At 72.1% G+C, this 15,026-nt stretch carries 11 protein-coding genes; 9 read left to right on the top strand and 2 right to left on the bottom strand.

The genetic code is table 11. The features are described from left to right. The first annotated feature begins 2 nt into the window (after positions 1–2). The 4 genes from JNK12_15100 (at position 3) to JNK12_15085 (ending at position 4,229) form a co-directional block, all read left to right on the top strand. Positions 3–230, top strand: coding sequence for a LapA family protein (locus tag JNK12_15100; protein MBL8777268.1), 228 nt, complete (start codon positions 3–5; stop codon positions 228–230). 4 nt (positions 231–234) lie between these two features. Then, positions 235–1,080: an alpha/beta fold hydrolase gene (locus JNK12_15095; GenBank protein ID MBL8777267.1), complete on the top strand. Its 846-nt coding sequence runs from the start codon at positions 235–237 to the stop codon at positions 1,078–1,080. Between the two features lie 111 nt (positions 1,081–1,191). Further along, positions 1,192–3,669 carry a flippase-like domain-containing protein gene (locus JNK12_15090; protein ID MBL8777266.1) on the top strand — a complete coding sequence of 826 codons (2,478 nt, stop codon included), beginning with the start codon at positions 1,192–1,194 and terminating at the stop codon, positions 3,667–3,669. Between the two features lie 164 nt (positions 3,670–3,833). Further along, entirely contained in the window at positions 3,834–4,229 is a 396-nt protein-coding gene (locus tag JNK12_15085) for an SHOCT domain-containing protein (protein MBL8777265.1), read from the top strand. Between the two features lie 68 nt (positions 4,230–4,297). Here JNK12_15085 and JNK12_15080 read toward each other — a convergent pair whose 3' ends face one another. Beyond that, a complete protein-coding gene (locus JNK12_15080; GenBank protein MBL8777264.1) occupies positions 4,298–4,594 on the bottom strand; it encodes a hypothetical protein in 297 nt (98 codons plus the stop codon). Positions 4,595–4,663: 69 nt separating this feature from the next. On the opposite strand from JNK12_15080, the gene JNK12_15075 reads away from it, so the two are divergent. Next, on the top strand, positions 4,664–6,118 hold the full coding sequence (locus tag JNK12_15075) for a hypothetical protein (protein ID MBL8777263.1): 1,455 nt from the start codon (positions 4,664–4,666) through the stop codon (positions 6,116–6,118). Between the two features lie 3 nt (positions 6,119–6,121). Beyond that, on the top strand, positions 6,122–7,000 hold the full coding sequence (locus JNK12_15070; GenBank protein ID MBL8777262.1) for a YrhK family protein: 879 nt from the start codon (positions 6,122–6,124) through the stop codon (positions 6,998–7,000). Here the strand turns inward: JNK12_15070 and JNK12_15065 are convergent. After that, a complete protein-coding gene (locus tag JNK12_15065; GenBank protein MBL8777261.1) occupies positions 6,991–9,429 on the bottom strand; it encodes a flippase-like domain-containing protein in 2,439 nt (812 codons plus the stop codon). The two genes, JNK12_15070 and JNK12_15065, sit on opposite strands and share 10 nt — an antisense overlap. A 61-nt stretch (positions 9,430–9,490) precedes the next feature. Here JNK12_15065 and JNK12_15060 point away from each other — a divergent pair, with 61 nt between their 5' ends. From JNK12_15060 to JNK12_15050, 3 genes are all read left to right on the top strand, one after another. Further along, complete coding sequence (locus tag JNK12_15060) at positions 9,491–10,696, top strand: cation:proton antiporter (protein ID MBL8777260.1); 1,206 nt, start codon at positions 9,491–9,493, stop codon at positions 10,694–10,696. 164 nt (positions 10,697–10,860) lie between these two features. Further along, positions 10,861–12,312, top strand: a complete 1,452-nt coding sequence (locus JNK12_15055) for a S8 family serine peptidase (GenBank protein ID MBL8777259.1) — start codon at positions 10,861–10,863, stop codon at positions 12,310–12,312. A gap of 19 nt (positions 12,313–12,331) precedes the next feature. Continuing rightward, on the top strand, positions 12,332–15,001 hold the full coding sequence (locus tag JNK12_15050) for an EAL domain-containing protein (GenBank protein ID MBL8777258.1): 2,670 nt from the start codon (positions 12,332–12,334) through the stop codon (positions 14,999–15,001). The last annotated feature ends 25 nt before the right edge of the window (positions 15,002–15,026 follow it).

The raw sequence follows: 15,026 nt of genomic DNA, 5'->3' as shown, positions 1-15,026 counted from the left end.
CCATGAGCGAGCCTCGCCCCGCCGGGCGATCGAGGGTCAATGGCCAGCTCATCGGCACGATCGCCATCGTCGTGCTGCTCCTCGCCTTCGTGCTGTCCAACCGCGACGAGGTCAACATCGACTTCCTGGTGTTCGACATCAACGTGGCCCTCATCTGGGTGCTCGTCGGCACGGCGGTGCTTGGGGCGGCCGCCGGTTTCCTCCTGGGCCGGCGCAGCCGCAAGGATTGAGGCGATGGCCTTCACGTGGGGTGAGGACGGCACCCGCATCCACTACGACACCTGGGGCAACCCGGACGGCGAGCCGGTCCTCATGGTCCAGGGGCTCGGCGCCGATCGCCGGGGCTGGATCCTCCAGCGCCGGGCCTTCGGGGCGAAGTACCGGTGCATCGCCCTCGACAACCGGGGGGTCGGGAAGTCCGACAAGCCGCCCGGGCCGTACGACCTGTCGATGATGGCGCGAGACGCCATGGCCGTCCTCGACGACGCCGGCGTCGACCGGGCCCACGTGATGGGTGCCTCGATGGGCGGCGTCATCAGCCAGATCATCGGCGTGCTCCACGCCGACCGGGTCCGATCGCTGACCCTCGCGTGCACGGCCTGTCGCCAGCTTCCCTGGCGACGGGAGCTGTTGAGCGAGTGGGCGGCGCTGGCCGAGACCGAGGGCATGGCCTCGTTCGTGAACCGGAACGCCCGCTGGCTCTTCGGGGCGCGGTCGTTCCGCCGCCTCCAGCCGTTCATCGGTCCCGTGGGCGGGTTGGCTCTCAACGCCTCGCCGGACGCCTTCATCGCACAGGTCGACGCCATCCTCGACGCCGACGAGTCGCTGCGCGAGGAGCTGCACCGGGTCGCGGTGCCCACGCTGATCCTCGTGGGCAGCCAGGACATCCTCACGCCACGAGGGGACTCGGAGGAGCTGGCCACCCTCATCCCCGGGGCGAAGATGGCCGTGGTCCGCGGCGCCGCCCACGGCTTCATGTTCGAGCACGCCAGCACCTTCAACCGGTTGGTGCTCGAGTTCCTCGCCGGGGTCGGCGGATCGGCACGCGCCGCGGCGGTCGGCTCCGCCGACGCCGCCTGACGGACTGCTGTCGCCCCGGCATCCCCCGCGTCGGCCGATCCGCCCCTGCTCCGTGGCCCGATGCCGCCGGAGCCGGGGCATCGCGGGATCGTCGCCGCCCGGCCTGACAGGATGACCGACGTGACCCGGGGCGCCGACAGCCACGCGCGCGGCGCCGACGCCGCCCTCGAGGGTGAGCCGGACGGCGAGGGAGACGTGCCCGAGGAGCGCCGCCGGCCGCTGCTGCGCCCGCCCGTGGCCCAGGAGGAGCTCGTCCGCCGTCCGGGGGATGCGGTCTCGCTGTGCGTGGCGTCGCTCCTGTTGCTGGTGCTGGCCCTGCGCCAGCCCGCCCGCACCCGGGTCGGCCGCGACCTCTTCCAGCTCGTCAACAACCTCCCGAACGCGGCCGAAGGCGTGTTCGACCTCTTCTACGCCCTCGGTGGGGTCTGGGTCGTGGCGGTGGTCGCGGTCGCGGCGCTCGTCGTGCGCCGCCGACGCCTCGCCCGCGACCTGGCCGTCGCCGGCCTCACGGCCTGGTTGGTGTCGTCGGTCCTCGCGGTGTTCATCGACGGGGACGGCGTGAGCGAGGCCGTCGACGCCGTCGTGCGCACCGGGTCGGGGCCGTCCTTCCCGCTGGTGCGCACGGCCACGGTGCTCTCGCTGGTGGTCGTCGCGGCCCCCTACCTCACCCGCCCGCTGCGCCGAGTCGGCTTCGCAGTGGTGGCCGTGGTCTCGCTCGCCGGCATGTACCTCGCGGTGGCGAGCACCGAGGACGTGGTCGGCGGCCTGCTCATCGGGTGGGCGGCGGGCAAGGCCGTGCTCCTCGTGTTCGGCTCACCCGCGGGGCGCCCCTCGGTGGACCAGATCAGCGCGGCGCTGGCCGAGCTCGGCATCCCCGCGGGCGAGGTGCGCCTCGCCCCGGAGCGCCGCCAGGGTGCCACCTTGATGGTGGCCGACACCGAGGACGGCCGTCCCCTGTCGGTGAAGGTGCTCGGTCGCGACCAGCGCGACGCCCAGTTCCTGTCCAAGGCGTGGCGGTGGCTGACGACCAAGGACTCGGGGCCGACGCTGTACCTCACCCGCCGTCAGGAGGTGGAGCACGAGGCCTTCGTGGACCTCCTCGCCGCCCGCGGCGGGGTGGCCGTGCCCGAGGTCGTCGCGGCCGCCACCGCCGGCCCCGATGCGGCGCTCCTGGTCGAGCGCCGGCCCGACGGTCGGGGCTTCGACGGCCTCGCCGAGGACGAGGTCGACGACGCCGTGCTCGACGCCGTCTGGCACGAGGTCGCCCGGCTGCATGCGGCGGGCATCGCCCACGGGTCGCTCAGCGCCGACCACGTCCTGTTGCGCGCCGCCGACGGCGCCGACCACGGCGGGGGAGCGGGACCGGCCGCCGCCATCACCGACTTCGGCCGAGCCTCCACCTCGGCGCCCGCCGATCGCCTCGAAGCCGACGTGGCCGAGGTGCTGGCGTGGACGTCGTTGCTCGCCGACGAGGAGCGAGCCGCCCACGCCGCCATCCGCGGGGTGGGAGTGGACGTGGTCGAAGCCGCCCTCCCGCGCCTGCAGGCGGTCGCGCTCACCCGCACCACCCGCCACACCATCAAGGGCGCCCGCAAGTACCTGGGGGGCCTCCGGAAGGCCACCGCCGAGGCGCTGGACGTCGAGGAGCCCAAGCTCGAGGAGCTGCGCCGGGTCAAGCCGCAGAACCTCTTCATGGCCTTCGCCACGATGTTCGCGATCTTCTACCTGCTCGGCCAGGTGAGTGAGCTGGGGGACCTGGGTGCCGCGCTGGCGGATGCGTCCTACGGGTGGCTGGTGCTCGCGTTCCTCATCTCGTTCATCCCCCGGGTCGCCGGCTCCACGGCGATCATGGCGGCGGCGCCGGTCAAGCTCCAGCTCGAGCCCACGTTCCAGCTCCAGTACGCCACCGCCTTCACCACCTTGGCCACCCCCGGCGGCTACGGGGCCTCGGTGATGAACATCCGCTACCTCCAGTGCGCGGGCATGGACGTGACGACGGCGGTGGGTCCGAGCCTGCTCGTGAGCTGGTCGGGGTCGCTGGTCCAAGGCGTGCTCTTCGTCGTCGCCCTCTGGATCTCGGGCCAGAGCTTCGACGCCAGCAGCACCCTCACCGGCAACGCCCGTCTCGTCGTGCTCGGCGTGATCGTGGTGGGTGTGGCCGTCGGCCTGCTCTGGCGCCTGCCCAAGCTCCGCGACCTCGTGGTGCCTCCCCTCAAGCGCATCTGGGCGACCTTCCGCGAGGTCTTCGCCCAGCCTCGGCGGGCCCTGGTGCTGCTCGCCAGTGCGGCGGCGTCGAGCCTGGGCTTCGCCCTGTGCCTCGGTGCCTGCGTACACGCCTACGGCGGCGACATCTCCCTGGCCAACCTCGTGGTGGTCAACATCGGGGCCTCCACGCTGTCGAGCGTCGTCCCCGTCCCGGGCGGGATGGGTGTGGCCGAGGCGGCCATGGTGGCGGGCCTCACGGCCATGGGTGTGCCCACCGACGTCGCCATCCCCGCGGTGCTCACGCACCGCCTCTTCACCTTCTGGCTTCCACCGTTCATCGGCTGGTTCACCACGCGGTCGCTGATCGCCCGCAGCTACCTCTGACCACCCGCGGCTACCGCCCCGGACGGCGTCTCACCCGAAGCGGGTGATTCGCTGCGGCGGAGACGGTGGGCCTAGGTGTAGCCCTCCAGTTGCACTACGTTGAGCACAGCGGAGCGGGCCGATGCCCCTCAACGCATTCCGACTACACCGATACGAGGTGCACCATGCTGCTTGCCGACGTTGGACAGGGCGACCTGCTCGTCACGATGTTCTGGCTGTTCATCCTGATGCTGTGGTTCTGGCTGCTCATCACCGTCTTCGCGGACCTGTTCGCGGACAAGGAGGAGTCCGGCGCCAAGAAGGTCCTCTGGGTGCTCTTCGTCTTCCTCGTCCCGTACCTGGGCGTGTTCATGTACCTCATCATCCGCGGCCACAGCATGGGCGAGCGGGCCATGAAGCGTCAGGCCGAGGCCGAGGCGCAGTTCAAGAGCTACGTCCAGGAGACGGCCGGCAGCGGCACCGCCGCCGACCAGCTCGCGAAGCTCGCCGACCTCAAGGCCTCCGGCGCCATCACCGACGCCGAGTTCGAGTCGATGAAGGCCAAGGTCGTCAACGGCTGATGCACGTTGCGAGGGGGGCCGGTCCGGTGCGCCGGGTCGGCCCCTTTTGCCGTTGTGGGCGCCGGGGCTCAGCGCTTCGTGCGGGCGGGCAGTGCGCTTCGGAGCGCTTTGACGCCGACCGTGTAGGCCGCGCCGACGGCGATCCAGCCCGCGTAGCGGGTCCACTGCGGCGTGACCGCCTTGGCCACGCCGCGGGGGGTCAGGGCGTTGATGCGGGGCATGAGCGACGGCACGACGTCCACGTCGAGGAACTCGTTCACCGCGCCGGCGACCACCTCGTAGGCCACCACCGCCACGACGGCGGTGCCGACCGCCGAGCGCGCCTCGGGGCCCGCGGGCTTCCAGTGGTGCTCATCGGGGGCCATGACGCCCCCACCGTAGGCCATCGCCTGCACCCCACCGACCGATCTGCCATGAAGGATGCGTGACCAGCGATGACGAGTGACAACGACGACGCCGACGTGGGCGACGATCCCGGCACGGGCGACCCTGCGGACGTACCGACCACCGAAACCGTCGGGGACGCCGACGAGGTGGCCCGGCTCAAGGCCGAGGTCGAAGAGCTCCAGGCCGAGGTCGAGGCGCAGCAGCACCGCGGCCACGGCGTGGGCCGCAAGGCCCGCAACGGCCTGGTCGGTCTGCTGGTGGTGCTCACCGCGCTCTGCTTCACCGCCGCGAGCATCGGTGTCTGGGCCAGTCGCAACTTCCTGAACAACGACGTGTTCGCCGCCCGCATCGGCACGGTGATCGAGGAGCAGTCGGTCCAGCAGGCCCTGGCCCGATTCACCACCAAGGAGGTGATGACCCTCGTCGATGTGCAGAACCTCATCGCGGAGGCCCTCCCGGAACGTGCGCAGATCCTCGCCCCCACCCTGGCCAGCGGCGTCGAGTCGTTCGTGCGCGACAAGGTGGAGGAGGTCTTCGCCTCACCGGAGTTCCAGCAGCTCTTCGAGGCCATCGTCGACACGGCCCACCAACAGGCGGTCGCGCTGCTCGAGGGCGAGGACTCCGACATCGTGCAGGCGAACTCGGACTCCGTCACGTTGAACTTCCTGCCCGTCATCAACCAGGTGCTCGCCCGCATCGGCGACGCCTCGCCCGAGATCCTCGGACGCAACATCGACATCCCCACGGTCACCGTCGACGACGTCCCCGAGGCCGCCCGCCAGAAGATCGGCGATGCGCTCGGGGTGGACCTCGACGACAACTTCGGCACCATCACGGTGTACGACCAGGGCTCGCTCCAGGCGGCCCAGGACGGCATCGCGCTGTTCAACAAGGTCGTGTGGGTGCTCGTGGCGTTGACCATCGTCCTGCTCCCCCTCACCCTCCTGCTGTCGGCGCACCGCCGCCGGACGCTCCTGCAGATGGTCGTCGCCATCTCGGTGGGCATGGTGCTGGTGCGGCGGCTGTCGCTGCGCATCCAGGGTGATCTGCTCAACCTCGTCAAGATCCCCGAGAACGTGCCCGCAGTGCAGGCCGTCACCGACCGGGTGGTGGACCCCCTGCGGATGGGGGCCGAGGTGGTCCTGTGGATCGCCGCGGCCATCGTCGTGGTCGCGGTGCTGAGCGGTCCCTACCCGTGGGTGGTCGCCCTGCGAGCCAAGGTCGCCCACCTCGTGCGCACCCTCGTGAGCACCGCGCAGGAGCGCAGCCAGGACGAGGAGACCCTGGTCTGGGTCCAGTCGAACCGTGACGCCCTGCAGTGGGGTGGCGCGATCGTGGGCCTCCTTCTGCTCTGGTTCCTGGACGTGTCGTGGCTGGGCTTCTTCCTGCTCGTGGCGCTCGTGGGGGCCTACGAGCTCCTCGTCGTGCGCCTCGCCGACCGGGCCACGACCCCGGACGTCGCCGAACCCGACGCCCCGGCGCCGGTCGACGCCGGCACCTGAACCATGGGCACCGGTGCCCTGTCCTCGCGAGCGCCGTGGCGGCCGGCCAGCGAGGACGAGTCCGTCGAGCGTGTCCGCTTCGGGCCCTTCCTCACCCGCGAGGTGGTGAAGCGGCCCGACGGCTCGCGTCTCGTCTACAGCTCACGGCGCCAGCGCAAGGGCCTCCCGCCGCAGGTGGAGGGGGCGGCGGCGCCGGCACACCGGCGCGTCATCTGGGCCCCACGCGAGCTGGGCTGGTGGGTTTCGGTGCTGTTCATGATCGGGTCGTTCTGCTTCGCCCTCGGCGCCGTGCCCGGCTTCTCCTCGCTGGTCTCGCCGGGGGTGGTCGGCCTCGTGTTCTTCGTCGGCTCGATCTTCTTCACGTCTGCGGGGTACAGCCAGTTCCTCCAGTCGATCAACGCGGGCCGACCGCCGGGCACGTCGGTCCGGCTCTTCGCGGTGCAGCCGAGGCGCATCGACTGGTGGGCGTGCGCCATCCAGTCGGTCGGCACCCTCTGGTTCAACGTGAACACCTTCACGGCGATGCGCGACGGCTTCAGCACCCAACAGGAGCTGCTGCGGGTCTGGACGCCGGACTTCCTGGGGTCGATCTGCTTCCTCGTGGCCAGCGAGCTGGCCATCATGGAGGTGTGCCACGCCTGGTTCTCGTGGCGTGACCGCGACGTCTCTTGGTGGATCGTCGTGCTCAACATGGTGGGCTCGATCTTCTTCATGATCTCGGCCCTGGCCGCGTTCGTCGTGCCCGACACGGGGGACCTGCTCGACGCCTCGCTGGCCAACTCGGGCACGTTCCTCGGCGCCGTCTGCTTCCTCTGGGGGGCCCGCCTGCTGCTCGACGAGCTGGCCTCGGCGGACGAGTCGGTGCCGGGCGGTCAGACGTAGTCCTGCCGGCGCAGCCACTGGAGGGCGAACCAACCCCAGATCGGCGGCAGGTAGGCCGTGAACATGCGGGCGGTGAAGGTGGCCGCGGTGGCCTCGGCCTGGGGGATGCCCGCCGCGGTGAAGCCTGCGATCAGGCCCGTCTCGACCACGCCCATGCCACCCGGGACGGGCATGGCGCCGCCGATGAAGGAGGCGAAGCTGTTGATGACGATCAGCTGCATGAGTGGCAGCGACTCGCCGTAGGCGTGCAGTGCCGCACCCAGGACCATGGCGAAAACGACCTGGGAGACGATCTGGCCGCCGAAGAGCTGCACGGCCTTCAGCGGGGTGGCGAGGATGCCACGGATGTTGCTGACCGCCGCTTTCAGCTGGCTGGCCACCACGGTGCGGATGCGGGCGCGGAACCTGGGGACGGCCACGGCGAGGACGACGGCGAGCCCCGCCGCGGCGCCGAGGGCGAGGACCCAGTCGGGGACGCCGCCACCCGACGAACCGCTCCCGGAGGACGAGGTGGAGGCCGTGGCCGCGCCCAGCAGCACCCCCGTGATGACCAGGGTGGCCTGGACGATGAACCCCGCCGCGGAGTTCAACAGCCCGGAGCTGACGGCCACCGCCGGAGCGAGGCCGCGCCGCTGGAAGAAGCGGATGACGAGGGTGGCGTTGCCGGCGGTACCGCCCACGAGGCCGGTGAACGAGTTGGCGAACTGCACCCCGACCACCGGGCCGAGGGGCAGGGGCGCGGCGACGCTGCCCAGCATGGCGACCGCCTGGGCGAACTGGGGCAGCTGCGAGAGAAGGGCCGTGACGAGCACCCACTCCCAGATCGCCCCCTTGAAGATGTCGCCCATCTCGGCCACGCCGACGAGTTGGCCGATGAGCAGGTAGAGGCCGAAGCAGAAGGCGCCCGCCAGCAGGATGCTCCCGAGGGAGAACCGCCGCAGCGCGGCGGGGTCGGGCACGGCGGTGTCGGTCCGGTCGGCGGCGGCCTCCGCGAGCGCCTTGAGCCCGGACTTCGGCTCGGCGAGGTCGCGCCGCGAGGTCGCGGTGAGCGCGGAGGGTTGGAAGAGGGAGAGCCGCTCGGCGAGGCCCTCCGCACCGAGGGCGCGCTCGGCGGCGTCGAGGGCACGATCGACCCCGACGAGCTCGGCGACGGTGGCGAGGAGGGTGACGTCGTCGAGGGCGCGCCGGTGGTCACCCGCCGAGGTGGTGGCGCTCGCGAGGTCGACGATCCCGACGGTGCCGTCGTCGGCCAGCACGACGTTGCGGGCGGCGGCGTCGCCGTGCGCGAGGCGTGCCGCGTGCAGGTGGCCGAGGTTGGCCCACGCGGCGTCGAGCACCTCGTCGGTGAGCCGGTGCGCATCGACGCTCGTGAGCGGCACACCCGCCGGGTCGCGCACCACGAGCACGGCGTCGTCGCGGGCGCCGGCCACCCCGGCGGCGACGACGTCGGGCACCACGGCCCCGGTGCGGGCGGCGAGGAGCAGGACGTAGGCCTCGTGCTCGACCTGGCCCTCACGGGTGAGTGAGAGCGTGGGCCCCGAGTCCTTGTACCAGACGAAGCGCCAGAGCTTGTGGAACAGGCGGGCGTCGGTGCTGTCACGACCGAGGACGGCGATGCCCAACCCACCGTTGGGCCCGGCGCGGTAGCGGCTGCGCCCCCAGCGCTGCTCGGGAGCGAGCACGAGGCCTTCCGTGGGCACCCCGAGGTCGTGGAGCGACTGCTGGACCTGGGCGGGCGACGGCGTCGCGGCCGGCGACCCGAACACCAGGTGGGCCACCGCAGCCATGCCCCAGCCCAGGAAGAGGCTGGCGACCACCGCGATCGGCAGGCCGGCACCGAGGCCGAGCGCGCCCAGGGCCGTGACCCAGTACACGACCTCGAGCAGTCGGCGGGCGGGACGGGTGAGGTAGGGGCGGGCGGCGAGGATGACCGCCGCGACCGTGGCGAGGGGGACGACCGGGAAGTCAGGGTCCTGACCGTGGAGGCTCGTGCCGGCGTCGACGAGGGCGTCGGGGAGGTCGACCAGCTCCCGGAGCCCGGCCGAAACGAGCCACGCGACCCCGCCGGCGACAAGGAGGGTCCCGAGCAGGCGACCCCGGCGGGCGACGAGCGCGGTGACGACCAGTGCGGCGGCCAGGACCACACCGGTCAGGTAGAACCCCTGGAACAGCGTGCCCAGCGTGCCCGGGAGGCTGGCGAGGAAGCTCAGGATGCCGCCTTCGACGGCGGTGCCCTTGACCGCCCCGGCCGCGAGCACGCCCACGACGACGGTGGCGAGGAGCGATTTGGCGATGTCGGACGGCCGGCGTCGGATGCGCCCCTCGGCCACGATGCCGAACACCGATGACGTCCACCGCCGCTCGATGACCGAGGTGACGACGGGGAGGAAGCCGGTGGGAGCTCCCTCCGGTGGCGCGGTCGCGGCCATGTCCGCAGGATCCTAGGAGAAGCGGAGGAGCCCGTGACCCTTGGGTTAACCTCACTCGCCCATGGACACGGCCAGCGCCTCGTCGCTCGCCCTCATCATCGTGGCGGCGGTGCTGGCGCCCTTGGCCGCCGAGGCCCTGCGCCGGTTCCGGATCCCCGGTGTCGTCCTCGAGATCGCGTTCGGCGTGGTCATCGGCCAGCAGGTGCTCGGGCTCGCCGAGGTGACTCCGGTGGTGGCCGGCTTCGGCAACCTGGGCCTCAGCTTCTTGATGTTCCTCGCCGGCTACGAGATCGACCTCGAGCGCATCAGGGGCCGGCCGCTGAGCCTTGCGACCCGGGGTTGGTTTCTTTCGCTGGCCATCGGCCTGGCCTGCGGTGCGGTGATGGTGCTCGACGGCTTCGCCCATTCGGACCTGCTGATCGGCCTGGCCGTGACCACGACGGCGCTGGGGACGCTGCTGCCGATGCTGAGCGATGCCGGCGTGCTCGAGTCACGCTTCGGTGGGCTCGTCCTCGCCGTCGGCACCGTGGGCGAGTTCCTCCCCATCGTCGCCATCGCCCTGCTGCTCACGAGCGACAACCCGGGTCTCACGGTGATCCTGCTGGTCGTGTTCATCGCGCTCGCGGTGGCCGCCACCCTGATCGCCACCCGAGCGCGCACCCCGAAGGTGGTCGAGCTCATGCGCCGCCACCTCGACTCGAGCGCCCAGCTCCCGGTGCGCATCGCCGTCCTGCTCGTGGTGGCCCTGGTGTGGGTGGCCGGTCACCTCGGTCTCGACGTCCTCCTCGGCGCGTTCACCGCGGGCATCATCGTGCGGCTCTTCACCGCCGGAGACCAGGCCGAAGCGGTGGGGTCGAAGCTCTCGGCCCTCGGCTTCGGCTTCCTCATCCCCATCTTCTTCGTGGTCAGCGGCATGAAGTTCGACCTCGACGCGCTGCTCGACGAGCCCTCCACCCTCCTGCGGGTGCCGGTCTTCCTCGCCTTGTTCCTCCTCGCCCGTGGCGTGCCGGCCATGGTCCTGTACCGCAACGACCTGTCCCGGCGGGACCGGGCCGCCCTGGCCTTCTTCTCGGCCACAGCGCTTCCCCTCGTCGTGGTCATCACCGAGATCGGCCTGGAGACCGAGCGCATGCTCCCCGAGAACGCCGCCGCGCTGGTGGGCGCAGGCATGCTGTCGGTGCTGATCTACCCGCTGGTGGGCTTCGCCCTCCACGGACGCGACGCCGCCGAGGCGTCCGTCGGGGCCCCGGCGCCCGCTGACTCCTGAGTCAGTCACGCAGGGTGGACCAATAAACCACTTTCAGCGTTTGCCAAGTCACCCCAGGTGATTTAGGCTCCTCCCCACAACTGAGGCACCGGGGGGCGACTGTGGGGACATCTCTCGGGCGGGACGAAGGGAAGCGCCGACGGCGGTGGACCGTGAGGCGGGCGATGGCGGCGAGCGCCGCTGCACTCGCCATCGCGAGCGCGTCGCTGGTCGTGGTCGCGCCACCGGCGAGCGCCGACGGCGACCGGGGCCGCGAGGCCGGCTGGTCGGAGCCGAACTCCCGCCAGCGGTGGGGCCAGGAGTTCCGCTCGTGGGGCTCGGTGCGGCCCATCCTCCGGCGCGAGATCCGCGACATCATCCGCTCCGACTGGGCCGAGCGCCGCGACGCCGACGGCCAGGGCATCGACGTCGCGCTCGTCGACACGGGCATCGCCCCCGTGCCGGGGCTCGACGACCAAGGCCTCGTGGTCAACGGTCCCGACCTCTCGCTCGACCTCCAGGCCGGGCTCCCGGCGGGAGTCGACGCCTACGGCCACGGCACCCACATGGCCAGCATCATCGGCGGCGAGGGCGGCATGGCCCGCGAGTCGCGCATCGTCAACGTGAAGGTGGGTGCCTCCGACGGGGCCGTCGACGTGTCCCAGATGATCGCCGCCATCGACTGGGTGGTGCAGCACCGCCGGGACCCGGGCATGAACATCCGGGTGCTCAGCCTGTCGGGGGGCACCGACTCGACCCAGTCCTACCTCGTCGATCCGCTGGCCCACGCGGTCGAGTCCGCGTGGCACCACGGGATCGTGGTCGTGGCGGCCGGGGGCAACTCGGCCGGCCCCCTGGCCGACCCGGCCGTCGACCCCTACGTGATCAGCGTCGGGGCGGCGGACATGCGCAACCCCTCCGATCGGGGCGATGACGTCGTGGCCCCCTTCTCGGCACTGGGCACGCCGGAGCGGGGGGTCGACCTGGTGGCCCCGGGCGTGTCGGTCCTGGGCCTCCGTGCCCCCGGATCGGTGGTCGACCTCGCCAACCCGGCGGCCGTGGTGGCCGGGTCGCTGTTCAAGGGATCGGGCACCTCGCAGGCCGCGGCGGTGGTGGCGGGCGCCGCCGCCCAGCTGCTGAGCGACCGTCCCGAGCTCACCCCGGACCAGCTGAAGGCCCTCCTCGTGGGCACGGCTCGGCCGTTGCCCGATCCCACGCTGCCCGGCCAGGGCGCCGGCATCGTCGACCTCCGGGCCGCGCTGCGGGCCCCGACTCCGGTGGCCGACCAGACCCACCCGGTGTCGACGGGGACGGGATCGATCGAAGCGGCTCGGGGTGGCGAGCACCTGGTCGGCACCGACGGGACGGTGCTCCAGGGCGAGATCGACCTCCAGGGCGCGCCATGGGCCCCGGCCACGTGGGCCCCGCTCGCCGCCGCGGGCGCGGCGTGGGACGGCGGGGTGTGGAACGGCAACGTGTGGGCCGGTGCGGGCTGGCAGGGCATGGGGGTGAGCGGGTCGCCCTTGCAGGGCCACACCTGGCGGTCCGAGGTCTGGACGGGACACACCTGGCGGGCCGATCTCTGGCTGGGCCACACGTGGCGGGGCCACACCTGGCGGGAAGGGACGTGGGAGTGACCGGCGGCGGGTCGGGGAGTTGACGCTTCCGAACGCCGCTGACGCCACGGACGAACCGGGTGCACCGGACGCACTGGGCGACGCGCAGGAGCATCCGGGCGAGGTCGACTTGGAGGCCGGTCGTCGTCGGGTGCTGTGGCTGTGTGGAAGTCTGGGCGTTCTCCTCGTCGGTCTTCTGGGCGCGTTGGGCGGCGCCGAGGTGCACCAGGACGTCCACGGCGTGCACTGGGGGATCTTCGCCCTCGTGGTCGTGCTCTACCTGCTCGCCGAGGTCTTCGAGGTGGAGATCGAGCTGCGCCGGGAGTCGCATGCGTTCGCCCTGACCTCCGTGCCGCTGGTCGTGGGCCTGTTCTTCCTCCCTGTCACGCTGGTGGTGCTGGCCCGCGTCCTGGCCTCTGCGGTCGTGCTGGTCCTCCTGCGCCGCCAGCGGGGCGAGAAGCTGCTGCTCAACCTGCTGTCCCATGCCCTCGAGGTGGCGGTCGGCGGCGTGGTCCTGGTCAGCATCGGCGTGCCGACCGAGCTCGGCCCCGAGGCCTGGTTGGCGGCGGCCGCCGCGGTCATCGCCGCGGACCTGGTGGGCGGCGTCGTCGTCACGGCTGCCATCAGCCTCCACCAGGGCGCCTGGGAGCCGTCGCTGCTCTGGGGCATCTGGGTGCCGATGGTGATGGCCGTCATCGACCTCGCCGTGGCCCTCATGATCGTGAGCGGCCTCGAGGAGGGGTGGCTCGAGGCGTGGCTCGCGGTGCCCATCATCGTGTTCGTGGTGGGGATGTCCCGCGCCTATGCCCGGGTCGTGGCCCGCCACAACGCCATGGCGCGCCTGGACGCGTTCGCCCGGGACCTCGGCGCCGCCGTCGCCGCGGGCGACGTCGAGGCGAGCCTGCTCCCGCGCGTCGCGGACGTGCTGCGGGCGGACACGGCGTGGGTGTGGTCGCCCGACGCGCCCGATGCCTCGAAGCGGGTGCACCGCGTCGGCGAGGGAACCATCGGCACCGAGCCGGTGACCGGCTTCGACCGGACCACCGCGACGGCGCGCGAAGGGGTCCGCCTCTACGGACCGAAGGGGCATGCCTCCGCCGAGCTCGCCGCCGCCGGGCTCTCCGAGGCGCTCGTCGAGTGCCTGACCGTGGGCGAGGGTCACCGGGTGGTGATCGGAGTGGGTGACCGCAGCGGCGCCACCCGTCGATTCGACCGCGAAGACGCTCGGCTGTTCGCCACCCTGTGTTCGCACGCCGCCGTGTCGCTGCGCAACGTCGGGCTGGTGGACCGGCTCCGGGCCGAGTCGGCGGGCAACGAGTTCCTGGCGACCCACGACTCCCTCACCGGTCTCCCCAACCGGACGCTCTTCCAGCGTCGCCTGGAGGAGCGGCTCGCCGCCGGAGGGAGCGCCTTCGCCGTGCTGCTCGTCGACCTCGACCGGTTCAAGGAGGTCAACGACACCCTCGGCCACGCCAGTGGGGACGAGCTGCTCATCGAGGTCGGTCGTCGGTTGGGCACCTGGATGCGCGATGACGGCCTGCTCGCCCGCCTCGGCGGGGACGAGTTCGCGCTCCTCGTGACCGCCGCGGGCCCGGTCGCCGCGGCCCAGCGTGCCCAGGAGGTCCTCTCCCAGCTCCGCCAGCCCTTCAGCGTCGGCGAGGTCGACGTCGACGTCGACGCCAGCATCGGGGTGGCGCTTCCCGGCGACGGCGCGACCGACGGATCCGGCTTGCTGCGCCAGGCCGACGTGGCGATGTACGCAGCCAAGGCGGAGCACGCGGGGGTGGTCGTCTACGCCGCGGACCTGGACCACTACAGCCCCAAGCGGCTCGCCATGGTCGGCCGCCTGCGTCACGCCATCGAGGTCGACGAGCTGGTGCTCGAGTACCAGCCGCAGGTGGACCTGGCCGACGGCACCATCGTCGGGGTCGAGGCCCTCGTGCGCTGGCGCCAGGCCGGGCGCCGCAGCCTGCCCCCCACGGAGTTCATCCCCGTGGCCGAGCGCACCGACATCATCCACCCCCTCACCCGACACGTCCTGGGCATGGCCATCGCCCAAGCCGGGGTGTGGCAACGGGCGGGGCGTCCGCTGCGGGTGTCGGTCAACGTGTCCGCCCGCAACCTCGTCGAGGACGACCTCGTCGAGAGCATCGGCGCCATGCTCGCGGCCGAGCGCGTGCCCGCGTCCGCCCTGGAGATCGAGCTCACCGAGACGACGCTGATGGTCAACCCCGGTCGAGCGGCCGTGATGATGGGACGCCTGCGCGAGCTCGGCGTCCGGGTGGCCATCGACGACTTCGGCACCGGACACTCCTCGCTGTCCTACCTGACCACGCTCGACGTCGACACGTTGAAGATCGACCAGTCGTTCATCGCCGCGATGGCCGCCGACGCGACCGCCGAGACCATCGTCCACGCGATCATCGACCTGGCCCGCAACCTGGGCCTCGACGTGGTCGCCGAAGGGGTGGAGACCACGGCGTCGGCCCGGGCGCTGGTCCGCATGGGCTGCGTGTCCGCGCAGGGCTTCCTCTTCAGTCGACCACTCCCGGTCGAGTACCTCGACCCGTGGCTGGTCAACCACGACCTCGAGCGCCTGTACCCCACCGACCGCGGCGGCGTGTACGACATCGACCTCCGCGAGCACCAGCCCGCCATCGAGCTGCGCTATCCGGTGCTCCCGCCCGAGCCCCCGCTCACCCGCCCCTAGCACTCGATCCTGGTGTCAGAACGCG

The sequence above is a fragment of the Acidimicrobiales bacterium genome, from assembly GCA_016794585.1.
Taxonomy (GTDB): domain Bacteria; phylum Actinomycetota; class Acidimicrobiia; order Acidimicrobiales; family DATDAH01; genus JAEUJM01.
The sequence above is the reverse complement of the archived record's forward strand: the minus strand, read 5'-3'. Positions and strand labels throughout refer to the sequence as shown.

Bases quoted from the DNA above. Each gene is read 5' to 3' on its own strand.
- JNK12_15055 (MBL8777259.1), top strand. From the start codon at position 10,861: ATGGCGGCGAGCGCCGCTGCACTCGCCATCGCGAGCGCGTCGCTGGTC.
- JNK12_15070 (MBL8777262.1), top strand. From the start codon at position 6,122: ATGGGCACCGGTGCCCTGTCCTCGCGAGCGCCGTGGCGGCCGGCCAGC.
- JNK12_15080 (MBL8777264.1), bottom strand. From the start codon at position 4,594: ATGGCCCCCGATGAGCACCACTGGAAGCCCGCGGGCCCCGAGGCGCGC.
- JNK12_15065 (MBL8777261.1), bottom strand. From the start codon at position 9,429: ATGGCCGCGACCGCGCCACCGGAGGGAGCTCCCACCGGCTTCCTCCCC.
- JNK12_15100 (MBL8777268.1), top strand. From the start codon at position 3: ATGAGCGAGCCTCGCCCCGCCGGGCGATCGAGGGTCAATGGCCAGCTC.
- JNK12_15085 (MBL8777265.1), top strand. From the start codon at position 3,834: ATGCTGCTTGCCGACGTTGGACAGGGCGACCTGCTCGTCACGATGTTC.
- JNK12_15060 (MBL8777260.1), top strand. From the start codon at position 9,491: ATGGACACGGCCAGCGCCTCGTCGCTCGCCCTCATCATCGTGGCGGCG.
- JNK12_15095 (MBL8777267.1), top strand. From the start codon at position 235: ATGGCCTTCACGTGGGGTGAGGACGGCACCCGCATCCACTACGACACC.
- JNK12_15090 (MBL8777266.1), top strand. From the start codon at position 1,192: ATGACCGACGTGACCCGGGGCGCCGACAGCCACGCGCGCGGCGCCGAC.
- JNK12_15075 (MBL8777263.1), top strand. From the start codon at position 4,664: ATGACGAGTGACAACGACGACGCCGACGTGGGCGACGATCCCGGCACG.